Genomic DNA, 14,552 nt, shown 5'->3' with positions numbered 1-14,552 from the left:
CCACAAGATTAATAATAAAACTAAGAATTTTAAGATGTTATCAATTTATATATTGACCTACAACGAAGAGATAGATGTTGCTGCTTGTATTGAGTCGGCGATGCAATCGGACGATATTATTGTTGTGGATTCATGCAGTAGCGATCGCACTGTGGAAATTGCCCGTCGCTATCCTGTACGTATAGTTGAACATGAATTTGAAAGTCATGGACGTCAGCGAACTTGGATGTTAGAAAACATACCTCCTAAACACGAGTGGGTATACATTCTCGAAGCTGACGAACGCATGACAACAGAATTATTTGCTGAATGCGAACAAGCAATTCAAAATCCAAACTGTATTGGCTACTATGTTGCCGAACGTGTAATTTTCTTGAATAGGTGGATTCGTCACAGTACACAATATCCCCGCTACCAACTACGTCTTTTTCAGCATGGCAAAGTTTGGTTTACAGATTATGGACATACAGAGAGAGAAGTATGTGACGGGGCAACAAGCTTTTTAAAAGAAACTTATCCTCATTACACTTGTAGCAAAGGCTTAAGCCGTTGGATTGAGAAGCACAATCGTTACTCCACAGATGAAGCCAAAGAAACGCTGTATCAACTAGAAAATGGGACAATTAACTGGCAAAGCTTGTTTTTTGGTAACTCGGAGGTTGAACGTCGTCGTGCTTTGAAAGATTTATCTTTACGGCTACCTGCTAGACCTCTACTACGTTTTTTGTATATGTATTTTATCCTGGGTGGCTGCTGGGATGGACAAGCAGGATTGGCTTGGTGTGTATTGCAGATGTTTTATGAATATCTAATTTTGCTCAAAGCCTGGGAGATTAAGGATATTACTAGACCGAACCTAGAGACAAAAGCTTTAGAAAGTAAAGTTATATAATTTAATATTTTTTTATCTTTTTCACATAAAAGTTTTCACAATAGTTAGAAGTTACGGCTCTATAGTAAATCGACCAGATAAAGTAGATTCTTTTGCTGGCTAACCTTGCTTGCAAAATGACAAGCAGCTTTTGATAGGGCGCGGTAATATTAGAAAGACCATCAGTGCTTGCAACAATCGTTTACAAGTCGTAAAAAGAAAAATAATGCTTTATTAGGCCAACAGCCAAAATTTAGGTTGATATTAGGTCTATATTCACTAAGTAGGAAAAAATAGCTGGTTTTGCAGCCAAGCCATGTTGTTGTATTGGGCAACAACTGGCGGTGCTTTTATAGATAAAGAACTGTCTTGGACAATTCAGAAAACTGCTGTTATGAGTGCCAATAACAGACATTCCACTAGCCTAAACAAGGAGAACCGGGATTTGGTAATTGATCGTTGGAAGCAAGACTTAAAAAATGACCTGATTGCTGGTTTATTGGTGGTAATTCCCTTAGCAACAACAATTTGGCTAACAATTACCATTGCCACTTGGGTTGTTAACTTCCTCACCCGTATTCCTAAACAGTTGAATCCCTTTCAGGGGATGCATCCGATTTTGGTCAATTTACTGGATCTCTTAGTAGGACTGATGGTACCTCTTTTGAGTATTTTAGTCATCGGACTGATGGCTAGGAATATTGCTGGGCGATGGTTACTGGATTTGGGTGAGCGAGTTCTACAAGCGATTCCTTTAGCTGGGCAGGTTTACAAAACCCTCAAGCAACTTCTGGAAACCTTGCTTAAAGATACCAATGGCAAATTTCGCCGGGTAATTTTAGTAGAGTATCCCAGACGCGGAATGTGGGCGATCGCTTTTGTGACTGGTGCTGTCAGCAGCGATATCCAAACTAATATGTCTCGCCCCGTATTAAGCATTTTTATTCCTACCACCCCCAATCCGACAACCGGATGGTATGCGGTGGTTCCGGAAGATGAAGTTGTCAACCTGTCAATGTCGATCGAAGATGCCTTTAAAATCATAGTTTCTGGTGGTATTGTTGCCCCGAACACACCGCTACCACCTTTAGTGATTGCTAAAGACTGTAAGTTAGAAGTATCATCTCTGGATCCAAAGCGGCAGGCTTTTCCGATTGAAGATGCCTAAAATCAATATTGTAATGTTACAGACAAATTCATATGCTTAGTTATCTAACTAAACCGATTACATCCTAATTCTGTTTTAATCGGTAAATCACTTCTTATAAACTCTTACTTAATTTATATGCGACCCAGGAAACCTCGTCAAATCGCTAGAGAATTAGCGCTTCTGAGCCTCTCCCAACTGCCAGCAAACCCCAAAAAATTGACTGAGGAACAACTACCCAAGTTAGTGCTGGCGGCTGTACGCACTTTGAGATCAGAAGTACAGGATACTCTAGATAATGCAGCAGCAGAACTCCAGCGCAGTAACGATCGCCTCTTAAGTAGCGAAGTTCGTGCTGCTGATCTCAACTCTGCCAGAGTCATGGTAAAAGAAGCGATCACTGCCACTCAAACGGCTATCAACCAATTAGGTGCAGCAATTGAGTTTCCAGAATTAATTCAACTAGCCAATCAGGATAGGGAAGTCAGCAGATACGCCGTTGAAATTGTCAGAACTATTGATGAAGAGCGAAACAATATAGATCAACAAATATCTACAGCCCTAGTAGACTGGCAAGTGGCTCGTCTCGCCCAAATTGATCGCGATATTTTGCGTATCGCTGTGGCAGAAATGATGTACTTAGAAGTGCCTAACAAGGTAGCCATTGATGAAGCAGTCGAACTAGCTAAACGCTACAGTGGAGAAGAAGGGCATCGGTTTATCAATGGTGTTTTACGTCGAGTTACGGAGCAAAAACAGACTGTGTGAAGTGGCAAAGCGGGGGAGATGGGGAGAGAGAAAGACAAGGGGACAAGGGGAGTATTGAAGAAGAATACAGAATATTCTGGCTTCTGAATACCACTAACTACTAACCACTAACTACTAAACTACTAACTAATAACTGTAGTGTGAAAATAGCTCACAAATAACACAACCAGCTGCAAATGGTTTTTAATTGGTTCCGTCGTCAACATAACGATTCCTCTGAAACAACCTCTCAAGAAACACAGAGAGAAACTTCGTCTGCAAAACCATCTCCCCCAGAAACAGCCGCAACTGAAACTCCAACTCCGGAAGCAGAACAACCAGCGGCAGCAGATTTACTGGCATATGCTAAAGCTGCCTACAAAAATATTCAACAAAAGCAACAAACTCAACCAGAAGAAACTCCTTCTAGTGAGGTAATCACCGAAACACCACTAGAAACATTAGCACCGGAAACTACTGAAACAACAGTAGAATCCGAACAAGCTGTTGAAATTGTTACCGAAGTTATTGAAGAAACAGCATTACCACAAGAAGAATCAACACTAACTGTTGCACAAACAACCATCACAGAGCCTGCTTCCTCAGAAGAAGCAACAGTGTCTGATTCAATAATTCCTGTTACGGCAGACACTGAGAGTCAAGAAGTCATACCCAGTGTGACTGAAGGAGTCACATTTGAGGCACCTGCTTCGGAACAAGAAACAGCAGCGCCTAGCACTTTATCTTTTCTAGAACGGGCAGCAGCGGAACGGCAAGCGAAGCAGGAACGACTGATTGCCACTGCTATCGAAGTCACAGAACCGGAAGAGTTACAATCAAATACTACCACTGCTACATCAGAAGTAGAAGCAATACCCGAACTGGCTTTTGATGAAGGATTTTTATGGTCAACAGAAGTCTTAGCAGCACAAGGGCGGCGTGCGGAAGACGTTTCGATTGAAGAAATCACCTGGCTCAAAAGGCTGCGTCAGGGCTTAGACAAAACCCGTCGCAATATTGTAAATCAACTTAAGGCTATTGTCGGTCAAGGGCCACTCAACCAAGCCGCAGTCTCAGAAATAGAAGCCCTGCTGCTCCAAGCTGATGTGGGTGTAGAGGCTACAGACTATATCATTGAAGCTTTACAGAAAAAACTGCGCGAAGAAGTCTTGCCGCCAGAAGAGGCGATCGCTTATCTCAAAAAAATCCTCCGAGATATGCTGGATCTGCCGATTCAAAAATCTCAAAAGTTTTCCTTTGCTCCAGAAAAAGACACTTTGAACATTTGGTTAATCACTGGAGTTAATGGGGCTGGTAAAACTACAACCATCGGTAAACTAGCTCACTTGGCACAAAAATCCGGCTATCAATGCTTAATTGGCGCAGCAGATACCTTCCGAGCTGCGGCTGTTGAACAAGTAAAAATTTGGGGCAAACGCAGTGGTGTGGAGGTTGTTGCCAATCCCGGCAAGAACACCGATCCGGCTGCTGTAGTGTTCGATGCGATCGCAGCAGCAACAGCACGAGAAACGGAATTATTGCTGGTAGATACCGCAGGAAGGCTGCAAAATAAGAAAAATTTAATGGAAGAACTCAGTAAAATCCGCCGCATTATCGACAAAAAAGCCCCTAATGCCAAAGTAGAATCACTGTTGGTTCTTGACGCCACATTAGGTCAAAATGGATTGCGGCAAGCGGAAGTTTTTTGCCAAGCTGCCAATCTTACGGGCGTGGTTTTAACCAAGCTCGATAGCACTGCTAAAGGAGGTGTCGCCCTGGCAGTGGTTCAGCAGCTGGGCTTGCCTATTCGCTTTATTGGTGCTGGTGAAGGTATTGAAGATCTGCGTCCCTTTTCTAGCTACGAGTTTGTCGAAGCACTTTTAAGTGGCTAGTTAGGTTGTTTGGATTTTATTTGTCTTTAAAAACTAATAAATTTAGGACTTACTATTCTGGTATCATTCGGTTGAATTACTTTACAATCTGGTACTAAAAAAAGTGTAAGTCCTAAAAGCACGAATCCAAGCAGTATGTAAGTTTGTCGTCAACATGGGTAATCTTTGCTAGAGTACATCAAACCTTTTCTTTGACCCCTATCTAGCAAGAGATTGTAAAATGTTCCAGCAAAACAGTTAATTGGTCTGTATCAGTAGAGATGTGCTATTGGTTGTCTTTTCGACAATCGTCATTAGCTTAAATAATATTCTCTGGAGGAAACTTAAAGCACATTACAAGGAAAATAATGAAACTAAAACACTATAGTTTTAATGCTGAAGTTCAAAGTATGGAATTATGCTTTCTCGATAGTCTTTTTCAATAACTTCTGTTTTTTGTAGATAGAGTTAAAAATTAAGTTCAATTCGTGATCGCATCATCGTAATTTGACAAAAATTTTATGCTTTTTACCTTCTAGTACCTTTTAACTTCATTGACTGTAGGGCGTAAATAGGATATCCTCCTACAAGTTTTTCTATCTCAAGGCATATTACATAACGATTCAGTTATGAAAGAATGAAAAGCTTTATGGTACCTAGTAAAAGTTACTGCTATCGATGGAGTAATTTAACATTAAAAACACATGACTTAAAAATCTTACCTCGATGAAGAGAATAAATAAAATTATGAAATGCTTCTAAAATTTACACAATACGTCATTCTACTCTTGCTAAACTGACTAATCTTGTCTAAATATGGTTTAGCTCTTTCAATACAACTGTATTTATTCAATCATTACCAATCTGCTTAGTGAAGTGCAATAATGCCCGTGCCTGTGCCTCATCTGCCTTCTGAACCTACCGACAGTAATAGTAGTGCCGCAACCGATGTGACTCCAGTTGTGGCACTCAAAGAACTTGTGGCAAGGTTGCATCGTGAGCAGAACAAAATCCAAGATTTGTTAAGTTCTTTAGGATTTGCCCTCAGAAGCTTCAACAACTTGAATCAGTTTTTGGAACTGATTCCTTTGATGGCAACAAGAGTAACAGACGCAGACGGTAGCGCATTGTTTCTCTATAAACCCAATGGTCAAGTCAGGTTAGAACAGCTACACTGGCAGGATAGCCGCCAAAGAAAGAATATCCGTAAAGCCCTAGAAACTGCTAGCAGCCAAATAATTCATGTACCAAACACTCCCCCACTAGCAACCAGTACAAATATCTTAGATGACCACATGCATCGCTATTTGGGGCCAGATATGCAAATCTTTGGTACAGCAATACTGGTAAAGCATGTGGAACGAGGTTGGCTCTATGTTTTAAGCCGCGATCCAGAATATAGCTGGACAGAAACTAGACAAAAGTTAGTCCGCTTAGTAGCAGATCAAACCGCAGTAGCAATTGAAAACGATGAACTTGCTGTAGAGCTACGGAAAAAAGAACGCCTCGATCAGGAATTAGAAATTGGCGCAGAAATTCAAAGGCGCTTACTGCCACGTCAATGTCCTACCATTCCTGGTGTTACTCTTGCTGCACGTTGTAAACCAGCTAATCGTGTTGGTGGAGACTACTACGATTTTATTCCTACTAATCAAAATTTAATTTTTCAGCCCAATTATAATCCTGAACGAGAAGTGAGTAGTTGGGCTTTGGTGATTGGTGATGTGATGGGCAAAGGAGTTCCCGCAGGGTTAATCATGACTATGATGCGAGGAATGCTACGAGGAGAAGTTTTGCACAGTAATTCGCCAGCACAAATTCTGCAAAACTTGAATCGAGTTATGTATGCAGACTTAGAAAATTCTAACCGCTTCGTGACTTTGTTTTACTCGCAATACGATCCTCCGACTCGGACTTTGTCTTACAGTAATGCAGCACACAATCCTCCCTTATGGTGGCATGCGACAACAAAAACAATCACACGCTTGGACACTCTGGGAATGTTGATCGGCTTAGATGCTAACAGTCAATATGAGGACGCTAAGGCTCGGCTAGAACCCGGAGATACTATTATTTACTATACAGATGGCTTGACTGATGCAGCTAGTTCTAGTGGCGATCGCTATGACGAAGAAAACCTTGTAAATGAATTCAGTGCTGCTTGTAGATATTGTCACGGCCCACAGGAAATTCTAGATTATCTGTTTGAACGAGTACAGCATTTTATTGGTGCTGATAAACAAAATACCGATGATATGACATTAGTTGTCCTGCAAGTTGATTAGTGAACTAGGGACAGGGGACAGGGGGAAGAGCTACGCGTCTACTGCCATCTGCCCCTGTCTTCTACTTAGTCGATTGCATTCTGTTGAACTGCTTACTCTTGCACCACCTCAACCAATTCCTCAATCATGACATCAAAAGCCCGCGCTAATTTCTGAATTGCCGTAAAATCTACAGTTGCCAATCCAGGCGATCGGGCATAGGTTCTGAGAGTGCTGTATACTACACCAGAGCGGTCTGACACTTCCTTTAACGTCCAACCTTTCTGATCAGCAAATTCTCTAATCTTTAGCCTCACCAACCCCATAATTTACTTGACAAGTGACTTGTATTAGTCATTTAATAATTTTATTCCAAAAAACGAGCTCTTTCTAGTTTTGGCAATTTGAAGGGCAATGGCGCTCATGTTGCCCAGCCTGGTGTGTAAGACTAGGTTACCCAAATTTTGTTCGGGTGTGAAAATGCTTCTCATTTTCCGGCAACAGCGCCCGCATAGCGATCGCACTTACATTTAATAAAATCCTAAAAACAAATTTTTCTGTCGGTAAAAGGTTATTTGCCAGAGAAACCTATTCGCGAAAGGCTATCCGCTAAAGGATTTGTCTATTATGTTATCATCACCTACATTAAAAAAGCTTGTTATTCGTGAGTCAAAAATTGTCCACAAATCCCCTATTATTCATTCCCTAGCACGATTTGTGACAGAAGAAGCTGTAGCCTTAATGTTCAAGATTAAGTTTGAGGATATTTACTTTGTAGAGTGCTGGCGTTATATAGTTTATGTTCATGCTAAAGGCGTAAGTAAGTTTGTTAGCTATGCAGACTTTCCGCCAATTGTAGGAGTAAAGCCACCCACATCAGCAGAAATAGCAAAATGGCGCAGACGCTGGCGAAAGCATCCAGATGCAGCACGCAAAAGGCAAGCTCCTAATTGGTGGCTGGATTTCTTTGTCTACGAGTTTTGGCAAGCTCTATCGGAGACTAGATTATCTAACTGGAGTGAATTAGTAGGATTAATGAAATTTGCATTCAACGAAGAAACTTTGCAAGAACTTCAACAGAGCTATTGTCAGGGTTGGTTAGTGGGTAGTGGATAGTGGTTAATAGATAATGGATAGTGGTTAAAAACTACTACCTACTAACTACTACCTACTAACTACTAACAAAATTTATTCTAAAAGTTTAGCTCTAGCCCGTTCTGCCCTTGCTGGAGCTGAAGTCATCACTTCATCAAAATTCTCTAGTACTTCGCCAGGAAAATTTTCTAATACTCTGGTAGAAAGAGCAACTCGACCTTTACCTTCATCTAAATCAATAATTACAGCTTTTATTGGCTGATTAATTTGAAATACCTTTTCTAGATTCTCGATAAATTTCTGACTTACTTGCTTGATGTGGAGCAAGGCACTAACGCCATCTAAATCAACAAATACACCAAAAGGTCTGATCCCAGTTACTTTCCCTTCTACCAATTGACCTATTTCCAACATACTAAAATTGGCAGAACGAGTTGCTAAACGTTGGGAAAGTATTAATTTGTTGTTGCTGCGATCTACTTCTAAAAAGCTAGCGGTGAGAATTTGCCCTTTGAGTGCTTCCAGATTGTCACGTTCGATCAGGTGCGATCGCGGAATAAATCCTCGCAAACCCTGAATATCGACAGTCACACCACCTTTGTTGACATTACTTACCCGCACCTCTGCTGTTTGGGAATTTTCCTGCATTTGCGCTAGTCGTTCCCAGAGGTGCCTAATTTCTAACTGTCGCCGTGAAAGAGTGACTTGCCCTTCTGCATCCTGATCCCGGATCACCAAAAATTCTAGTTCTTCATTCAATGGCAAGATATCTGATAAGTTGGCTACTGTTCTCAAAGAAGCTTCTTCACGAGGAAGAAAAGCTGAGGATTTGCCACCAATATCTACATAAGCTCCCTCAGTTTCTAACTGGAACACTTTTCCGTGTACTATTTGTCCCTTTTGAAACTGGTAGTCGTGTTGTTCTAGTGCTCTGGCAAAATCATCGAGCGAAAACGACGAATCGGCTTTTTGAGAAGGTTTGGCTTCGGAATTCATAACTTGTAAAGATATATTGCTATTTGTTAATAGCTAATGGTTAACCATTAACTGTTTAGATGTTCTTTAAACAGTTGTTTGACTTGCTCCCAAGCATCAGCAGCAGCTTTAGGATTATAACTGGCACGCTGGTCGCAGAAAAATCCGTGGTCAGCTCCATCGTAGCGAAACACACGATGAGGAATGTTGTATTTTTCTAACTCTGCTTCAATCTGATCTACTTGTGCAGTAGGAATGCTGGCATCTTCCATACCAAAAAAGGTATAGAGAGCGCCTGTAATTTCTGGTGTACGAGTGATAGTAGGTGCGCCACCTCCGGGTGTAGCGGTAGTGATACGTGCGCCATAAAATGAGGCAGTGACCTTAATGTCTGGTAGAGTTGCAGCAAGATACGCTATGTGTCCACCAAAGCAAAAACCAATGCAACCAAACTTATTTTGTTTGACTTGGGGTAAGGTTTTGAGATAATCGATAGCTGTTTGAATATCCCTTAACAATTCAGATGCTTTGGTTTGCCCCCAAGCATAGTTTCTACCAACTTCTATATCTTCCTGTGTGTATCCAGTTTCAAATCCCGGAGCAGTGCGCTGAAACAATGCGGGTGCGATCGCTACATAGCCTTCGCGGGCAATACGTTCTGTCACATCGCGGATGTGAGAGTTAACTCCAAAAATTTCCTGCAATACCACAATGCCTGGATAAGAGCCTGGTTCAGTTGGCTTTGCTAGGTAAGCGGCAATGTGTAAATTAGCTTGCGAAAGGTTAACTGTTGCAGTATCGATTGTTCGCTCTGCCATAATAGTTTTTACGATTGTTCGCTCTGCCATAATAGTTTTTACGAATGATCCGTAATAGCTTAGATATACCCATGTAAATATTTCTAGACTACCTCAAAGTCAAACTGTCAGTTACTTTTGGTGAATTCATGAAAAATTTTGCCCAGATAAATTGAATGTATAAATAAAATATTTGACAAGTAGCATTTGCAGCTAGTCACAAATTGCTACTGCTACCTTTGGAGGTTTGGTAATGATTCAGTTCCGCATTCAGCCAGACAGTGAAATACCCGCATCTTCTCAGTTATTTAATCAAATCAGGTTTGCGATCGCTTCTCGTCAATATCCTCCTGGTTACAAATTACCGAGTACACGGGCATTGGCAATGCAAACAGGATTACACCGCAATACTATTAGCAAAGTTTACCGTCAGTTAGAAGACGATGGATTAGTAGAAAGTCTTGCAGGTTCGGGAATTTATGTCCGCGCCCAAGGGCATGAAGGTGGTAGCAGGCTGCAATCACCAATTCTCAATGAAAATCCCCAAGCATACAAAGTTGTTCAGCAAGCACTGGATGAACTTCTTTTCCAAGGCTGTTCTCTCAACCAAGCTAGAGAAATCTTTCTTGCAGAAGTAGACTGGCGTTTGCGTTGTAGTGCGCGAGTATTGGTGACAGTACCTGCTAGCGATATAGGTGCTGGAGAACTGATGGTGCAGGAATTAGAACAGTCTCTCAAGATACCAGTACAACTAGTAGCTATGGAAGAATTAGCTGCTGTGCTTGAGAAAACCACCTCTGCTACAGTTGTCACCAGTCGGTATTTTATTGGTGATGTAGAGATAATTGCCGCACCGAAAGCAGTGCGTGTGATTCCCCTTGATATCTATGACTATGCTAAGGAATTCGAGCTTTTGAAAAATCTCCCAAAAGAGAGCTGTGTTGGTATCATCAGCCTCAGTTCTGGGATTGTACGCGCCGCAGAAGTAATCCTCCACGGTTTGCGCGGAGACGAACTACTCGTGATGACAGCACAGCCCAAGGATATTTACAAGCTTCATGCGATCGTTAAGCGGGCGCAGCTAATTATCAGCGATCAAGCTAGTTTTGCGTCAGTGCAAGCAGCAGTACAAATGCTACAAGAAGATATTATTCGTCCACCCAAGTTGTTGCGCTGCGATAATTACATCGGCACCACATCTATTAACCTGCTTAAAAGAGAACTGGGTTTGGCTTAAGTGGGGGAGTTAGTGGTTAGTGGTTAGTAGTTCTGCCACTCTCCTTGTCCCCTTCCTGCTTGTAATAACTAAACACTAATAATTGTGGTTCAACAGTGTCACTCTCAAACAAAAACTGAGCCTAACCAAAGCTGGCATGGCAAGCTCAATTTAGTATATGCTCGCGCTCAAGGTGAAACCCAACTAATTCATAGTCAATCTCAAGCGCCATTAAAAGTGCAACGTCCGTTTTATCCAGAGGGGAAAAATGTTTGTCATAGCGTGATTTTACATACAGCTGGTGGAATTGTGGGAGGCGATCGCCTATCGTGTAATTTTCACCTCGAACCTGATGCCCAAGCATTAATTACAACTGCAACTGCTAGTAAGATTTATCGTACTAATGGGTTGCAAGCCAAACAAACCATCAATATTCAAATTGATGCAAATGCTTGTTTGGAGTGGTTACCCCAAGAAACAATTGTGTTCAATAGTGCGTTGTATAGGCAAGATTTACGAGTAGAATTAGCTACGGGAGCAAGTTATTTAGGCTGGGAAATAACTAGATTTGGTCGCACTGCCAGAGGAGAAAAGTTTGTACAAGGAGAGTGGCGATCGCACACCGAAATTTGGCAGCAAGACAAACCCTTATGGATAGATAGACAATGGTTACCCGGTAGCGACAAAATTTTTCACAGCCCTCATGGATTAAATGGACAAGCGATCGCAGGCAGTTTAGTCTGGGTTAAAGGTGCTGTTTCACATGACATTATTGAAAAAGCACGTGAATTATGGCACGGAGAAGGTGAAGTTGGTGTGACTCGTCTAGAACATGGATTTTTGTGTCGATACCGTGGTTCATCTACTACTGAGGTGAGAAACTGGTTTATCAGTGTTTGGCAGCTAGTACGTGTATCTTTTTTGAGCCGGGTTAGCTGTTTGCCAAGAGTTTGGCAGATGTAAACAAACAGTCAAGACGCTATAGACGCGTCAGCAGCTTCTCGTAGAGTAGGATGCCAAGGAGGTTAAAATGCAACTGACGCCTCAGGAAAAGGATAAGCTGCTTATTTTTACTGCTGCTTTATTAGCAGAAAGACGTAAGGCAAGAGGTTTGAAATTAAATTATCCAGAAGCTGTTGCTTATATTTCTGCTGCCATTTTAGAAGGTGCAAGAGACGGCAGAACAGTTGCAGAGTTAATGAGTTATGGCACCACTCTTCTAACGCGAGATGATGTGATGGAAGGAGTGCCAGAAATGATTCATGAAGTGCAGGTGGAAGCAACTTTCCCAGATGGAACTAAGCTTGTGACGGTGCATAATCCAATTCATTAGTTTGACACAAAAACCTAAAAATTATGATTCCAGGAGAAATTATTACACCAAAAGGAGAAATCGAACTCAACGCGGGGCGTTCGACGGTAAAATTGCGAGTATCAAATACAGGCGATCGCCCAATTCAAGTCGGTTCTCACTTTCATTTTTTTGAAGTTAACACTGCCTTAAATTTTGATAGACAACAAGCGCGGGGAATGCGCCTCGATATTCCCGCCGGCACGGCAGTTCGGTTTGAACCAGGCGATGAAAAAGAAGTAACTCTTGTCCCGTTAGTTGGTAGTCGTCAAGTTTATGGTTTCAACGGCAGAATTGACGGCAACCTCTAAGTATATTTATTTTTTTAACGCAGAGGGACGCTAAGGTAAACGCAAAGGAACGCGGAGTTAGAGTTTATTGGCTACACGTTAGTTTCAAGGAGTGTATTATGCCTTACAGAATGGATCGCCGCGCTTACGCAGAAACTTATGGCCCCACAACAGGCGATCGCATCCGCCTTGCCGATACAGAATTATTTATTGAAGTTGAACAAGATTTAACAACCTACGGCGATGAAGTAAAATTTGGCGGCGGAAAAGTTATTAGAGACGGAATGGGACAATCCCCTATTTCTAATGCTGATGGTGCTGTTGATCTGGTAATTACTAACGCTTTGATTCTCGATTGGTGGGGCGTAGTCAAAGCAGATATTGGCATTAAAGATGGCAAAATCTTAAAAGTTGGTAAAGCCGGAAATCCCTATATTCAAGACAATGTAGATGTTATTATTGGCCCTGGTACTGAAGCCGTCGCCGGAGAAGGAATGATTCTCACTGCTGGTGGGATCGATGCCCACATTCATTTTATCTGTCCCCAGCAAATTGAAGTTGCGATCGCTTCCGGCATTACGACTATGATAGGCGGTGGTACAGGCCCGGCTACTGGCACAAACGCTACTACTTGCACACCCGGCCCCTGGAATATTTACCGAATGCTACAAGCAGCTGATGCTTTTCCTGTGAACTTAGGATTTTTGGGTAAAGGCAATGCCAGCAAAGCTCAAGGGCTTGTAGAACAAGTGTTAGCTGGTGCAATGGGATTGAAGTTGCACGAAGATTGGGGAACGACGCCAGCAGCAATTGATACTTGTCTTAGTGTTGCTGATCAATATGATGTGCAGGTTGCGATTCACACCGATACGTTAAACGAAGCAGGGTTTGTGGAAAATACTATCGCTGCTTTTAAAAATCGTGTTATTCATACCTACCATACAGAAGGCGCAGGTGGCGGACACGCACCAGATATCATTAAAGTTTGCGGTGAGGCAAATGTTCTGCCATCTTCCACTAACCCTACACGTCCTTACACTCTCAATACCTTAGACGAACATCTAGATATGTTGATGGTGTGCCATCATCTCGCTCCGAGTATTCCTGAGGATGTCGCATTTGCGGAGTCACGCATTCGCCGCGAAACCATCGCTGCTGAAGACATTTTGCACGATTTAGGCGCGTTTAGTATGATTTCTTCTGACTCGCAGGCCATGGGAAGGGTAGGTGAAGTAATAATTCGCACCTGGCAGACAGCACACAAGATGAAAGTGCAACGTGGAACTCTCACTTCAACCCCTGTCATAGTCGGAGAGGGGCAAAGAGCAGATAACTTGCGAGCAAAAAGGTATGTTGCCAAGTACACAATTAATCCAGCAATTACTCACGGAATTTCTCAGTATGTGGGTTCAGTTGAAGAGGGTAAACTGGCAGATTTGTGTTTGTGGCGTCCAGCATTTTTTGGTGTCAAACCGGAGATTGTGATTAAAGGTGGCGCGATCGCATGGGCGCAAATGGGCGATGCCAATGCTAGCATTCCCACGCCGCAACCAGTACATATGCGTCCGATGTTTGGTAGTTTTGCAGGCGCATGTCATGCCACATCGTTCACTTTTATTTCCCAAGCAGCTTTAGAAAAGGGAATTCCTAGTCAATTGAGGCTGCAAAAGCAAGCAGTGGCTGTTTCTGGAACAAGACAGTTGAGTAAGCGGGATATGAAGCTAAATGATGCATTACCCCATATGGAAGTAGATCCGGAAACTTATGAAGTCAGGGCAGATGGCGAGTTGCTAACTTGTGAACCAGCGACAGTTTTGCCGATGGCACAGCGTTACTTTTTGTTTTAGCAAAATCGCAATCGTCTGCTTTGTCGTAATATGAGAATGTGATTACCTTGATGATCTGTACTCGTAAAAATCTCTTTTTGG

At 42.2% G+C, this 14,552-nt stretch carries 14 protein-coding genes; 11 read left to right on the top strand and 3 right to left on the bottom strand.

Going from position 1 to position 14,552, the window contains the following annotated elements; all coding sequences use genetic code 11:
* Nucleotides 1-34: 34 nt before the first annotated feature.
* The 5 genes from U2718_RS18060 to U2718_RS18040 all read left to right on the top strand — a co-directional run bounded on the left by U2718_RS18060 (nucleotide 35) and on the right by U2718_RS18040 (nucleotide 6,921).
* Nucleotides 35-892 carry a glycosyltransferase family 2 protein gene (locus U2718_RS18060; protein ID WP_342001922.1) on the top strand — a complete coding sequence of 286 codons (858 nt, stop codon included), beginning with the start codon at nucleotides 35-37 and terminating at the stop codon, nucleotides 890-892.
* Nucleotides 893-1,265: 373 nt separating this feature from the next.
* Nucleotides 1,266-2,039, top strand: coding sequence for a DUF502 domain-containing protein (locus tag U2718_RS18055; RefSeq protein ID WP_342001947.1), 774 nt, complete (start codon nucleotides 1,266-1,268; stop codon nucleotides 2,037-2,039).
* A gap of 117 nt (nucleotides 2,040-2,156) precedes the next feature.
* Nucleotides 2,157-2,786 carry a transcription antitermination factor NusB gene (gene nusB, locus U2718_RS18050; protein WP_342001920.1) on the top strand — a complete coding sequence of 210 codons (630 nt, stop codon included), beginning with the start codon at nucleotides 2,157-2,159 and terminating at the stop codon, nucleotides 2,784-2,786.
* Nucleotides 2,787-2,962: 176 nt separating this feature from the next.
* The gene (gene ftsY / locus U2718_RS18045; RefSeq protein WP_342001919.1) at nucleotides 2,963-4,657 is read left to right on the top strand and encodes a signal recognition particle-docking protein FtsY; all 1,695 of its coding nucleotides are present in this window, start codon (nucleotides 2,963-2,965) and stop codon (nucleotides 4,655-4,657) included.
* Nucleotides 4,658-5,526: 869 nt separating this feature from the next.
* Entirely contained in the window at nucleotides 5,527-6,921 is a 1,395-nt protein-coding gene (locus U2718_RS18040) for a PP2C family protein-serine/threonine phosphatase (protein WP_342001945.1), read from the top strand.
* Between the two features lie 92 nt (nucleotides 6,922-7,013).
* On the opposite strand, the gene U2718_RS18035 is transcribed toward U2718_RS18040, so the two are convergent.
* On the bottom strand, nucleotides 7,014-7,226 hold the full coding sequence (locus tag U2718_RS18035; RefSeq protein ID WP_289789364.1) for a helix-turn-helix domain-containing protein: 213 nt from the start codon (nucleotides 7,224-7,226) through the stop codon (nucleotides 7,014-7,016).
* Nucleotides 7,227-7,527: 301 nt separating this feature from the next.
* Here U2718_RS18035 and U2718_RS18030 point away from each other — a divergent pair, with 301 nt between their 5' ends.
* Nucleotides 7,528-8,016, top strand: coding sequence for a hypothetical protein (locus U2718_RS18030; protein WP_342001916.1), 489 nt, complete (start codon nucleotides 7,528-7,530; stop codon nucleotides 8,014-8,016).
* 72 nt (nucleotides 8,017-8,088) lie between these two features.
* On the opposite strand, the gene U2718_RS18025 is transcribed toward U2718_RS18030, so the two are convergent.
* Nucleotides 8,089-8,991 (bottom strand): S1 RNA-binding domain-containing protein, encoded by a 903-nt coding sequence (locus tag U2718_RS18025; RefSeq protein WP_342001914.1) that lies wholly within the window; start codon nucleotides 8,989-8,991, stop codon nucleotides 8,089-8,091.
* Between the two features lie 47 nt (nucleotides 8,992-9,038).
* Nucleotides 9,039-9,788, bottom strand: a complete 750-nt coding sequence (locus tag U2718_RS18020) for a dienelactone hydrolase family protein (RefSeq protein WP_342001943.1) — start codon at nucleotides 9,786-9,788, stop codon at nucleotides 9,039-9,041.
* Nucleotides 9,789-10,020: 232 nt separating this feature from the next.
* Between U2718_RS18020 and U2718_RS18015 the strand changes: the two genes are divergently transcribed.
* From U2718_RS18015 to ureC, 5 genes are all read left to right on the top strand, one after another.
* Nucleotides 10,021-11,004 (top strand): GntR family transcriptional regulator, encoded by a 984-nt coding sequence (locus tag U2718_RS18015; protein WP_342001912.1) that lies wholly within the window; start codon nucleotides 10,021-10,023, stop codon nucleotides 11,002-11,004.
* An 84-nt stretch (nucleotides 11,005-11,088) separates the two neighbouring features.
* Nucleotides 11,089-11,946, top strand: coding sequence for an urease accessory protein UreD (locus U2718_RS18010; protein WP_342001910.1), 858 nt, complete (start codon nucleotides 11,089-11,091; stop codon nucleotides 11,944-11,946).
* Nucleotides 11,947-12,013: 67 nt separating this feature from the next.
* Nucleotides 12,014-12,316 carry an urease subunit gamma gene (gene ureA, locus U2718_RS18005; RefSeq protein WP_342001908.1) on the top strand — a complete coding sequence of 101 codons (303 nt, stop codon included), beginning with the start codon at nucleotides 12,014-12,016 and terminating at the stop codon, nucleotides 12,314-12,316.
* Between the two features lie 23 nt (nucleotides 12,317-12,339).
* On the top strand, nucleotides 12,340-12,645 hold the full coding sequence (locus U2718_RS18000) for an urease subunit beta (RefSeq protein ID WP_342001906.1): 306 nt from the start codon (nucleotides 12,340-12,342) through the stop codon (nucleotides 12,643-12,645).
* A 110-nt stretch (nucleotides 12,646-12,755) separates the two neighbouring features.
* Nucleotides 12,756-14,471, top strand: coding sequence for an urease subunit alpha (gene ureC, locus U2718_RS17995; protein ID WP_342001941.1), 1,716 nt, complete (start codon nucleotides 12,756-12,758; stop codon nucleotides 14,469-14,471).
* Nucleotides 14,472-14,552: the final 81 nt, after the last annotated feature.

Source organism: Chlorogloeopsis sp. ULAP02 (genome assembly GCF_038404745.2).
Classification (GTDB): Bacteria; Cyanobacteriota; Cyanobacteriia; order Cyanobacteriales; family Nostocaceae; genus Chlorogloeopsis.
This window is presented reverse-complemented; position numbering and strand designations above follow the sequence as displayed.

What these genes read in the sequence shown, in the direction of transcription:
- U2718_RS18055 (WP_342001947.1), top strand. Translation starts at nt 1,266, where the DNA reads ATGAGTGCCAATAACAGACATTCCACTAGCCTAAACAAGGAGAACCGG.
- U2718_RS18025 (WP_342001914.1), bottom strand. Translation starts at nt 8,991, where the DNA reads ATGAATTCCGAAGCCAAACCTTCTCAAAAAGCCGATTCGTCGTTTTCG.
- U2718_RS18060 (WP_342001922.1), top strand. Translation starts at nt 35, where the DNA reads ATGTTATCAATTTATATATTGACCTACAACGAAGAGATAGATGTTGCT.
- ftsY (WP_342001919.1), top strand. Translation starts at nt 2,963, where the DNA reads ATGGTTTTTAATTGGTTCCGTCGTCAACATAACGATTCCTCTGAAACA.
- ureA (WP_342001908.1), top strand. Translation starts at nt 12,014, where the DNA reads ATGCAACTGACGCCTCAGGAAAAGGATAAGCTGCTTATTTTTACTGCT.
- U2718_RS18020 (WP_342001943.1), bottom strand. Translation starts at nt 9,788, where the DNA reads ATGGCAGAGCGAACAATCGATACTGCAACAGTTAACCTTTCGCAAGCT.
- ureC (WP_342001941.1), top strand. Translation starts at nt 12,756, where the DNA reads ATGGATCGCCGCGCTTACGCAGAAACTTATGGCCCCACAACAGGCGAT.
- nusB (WP_342001920.1), top strand. Translation starts at nt 2,157, where the DNA reads ATGCGACCCAGGAAACCTCGTCAAATCGCTAGAGAATTAGCGCTTCTG.
- U2718_RS18000 (WP_342001906.1), top strand. Translation starts at nt 12,340, where the DNA reads ATGATTCCAGGAGAAATTATTACACCAAAAGGAGAAATCGAACTCAAC.
- U2718_RS18030 (WP_342001916.1), top strand. Translation starts at nt 7,528, where the DNA reads ATGTTATCATCACCTACATTAAAAAAGCTTGTTATTCGTGAGTCAAAA.
- U2718_RS18035 (WP_289789364.1), bottom strand. Translation starts at nt 7,226, where the DNA reads ATGGGGTTGGTGAGGCTAAAGATTAGAGAATTTGCTGATCAGAAAGGT.
- U2718_RS18015 (WP_342001912.1), top strand. Translation starts at nt 10,021, where the DNA reads ATGATTCAGTTCCGCATTCAGCCAGACAGTGAAATACCCGCATCTTCT.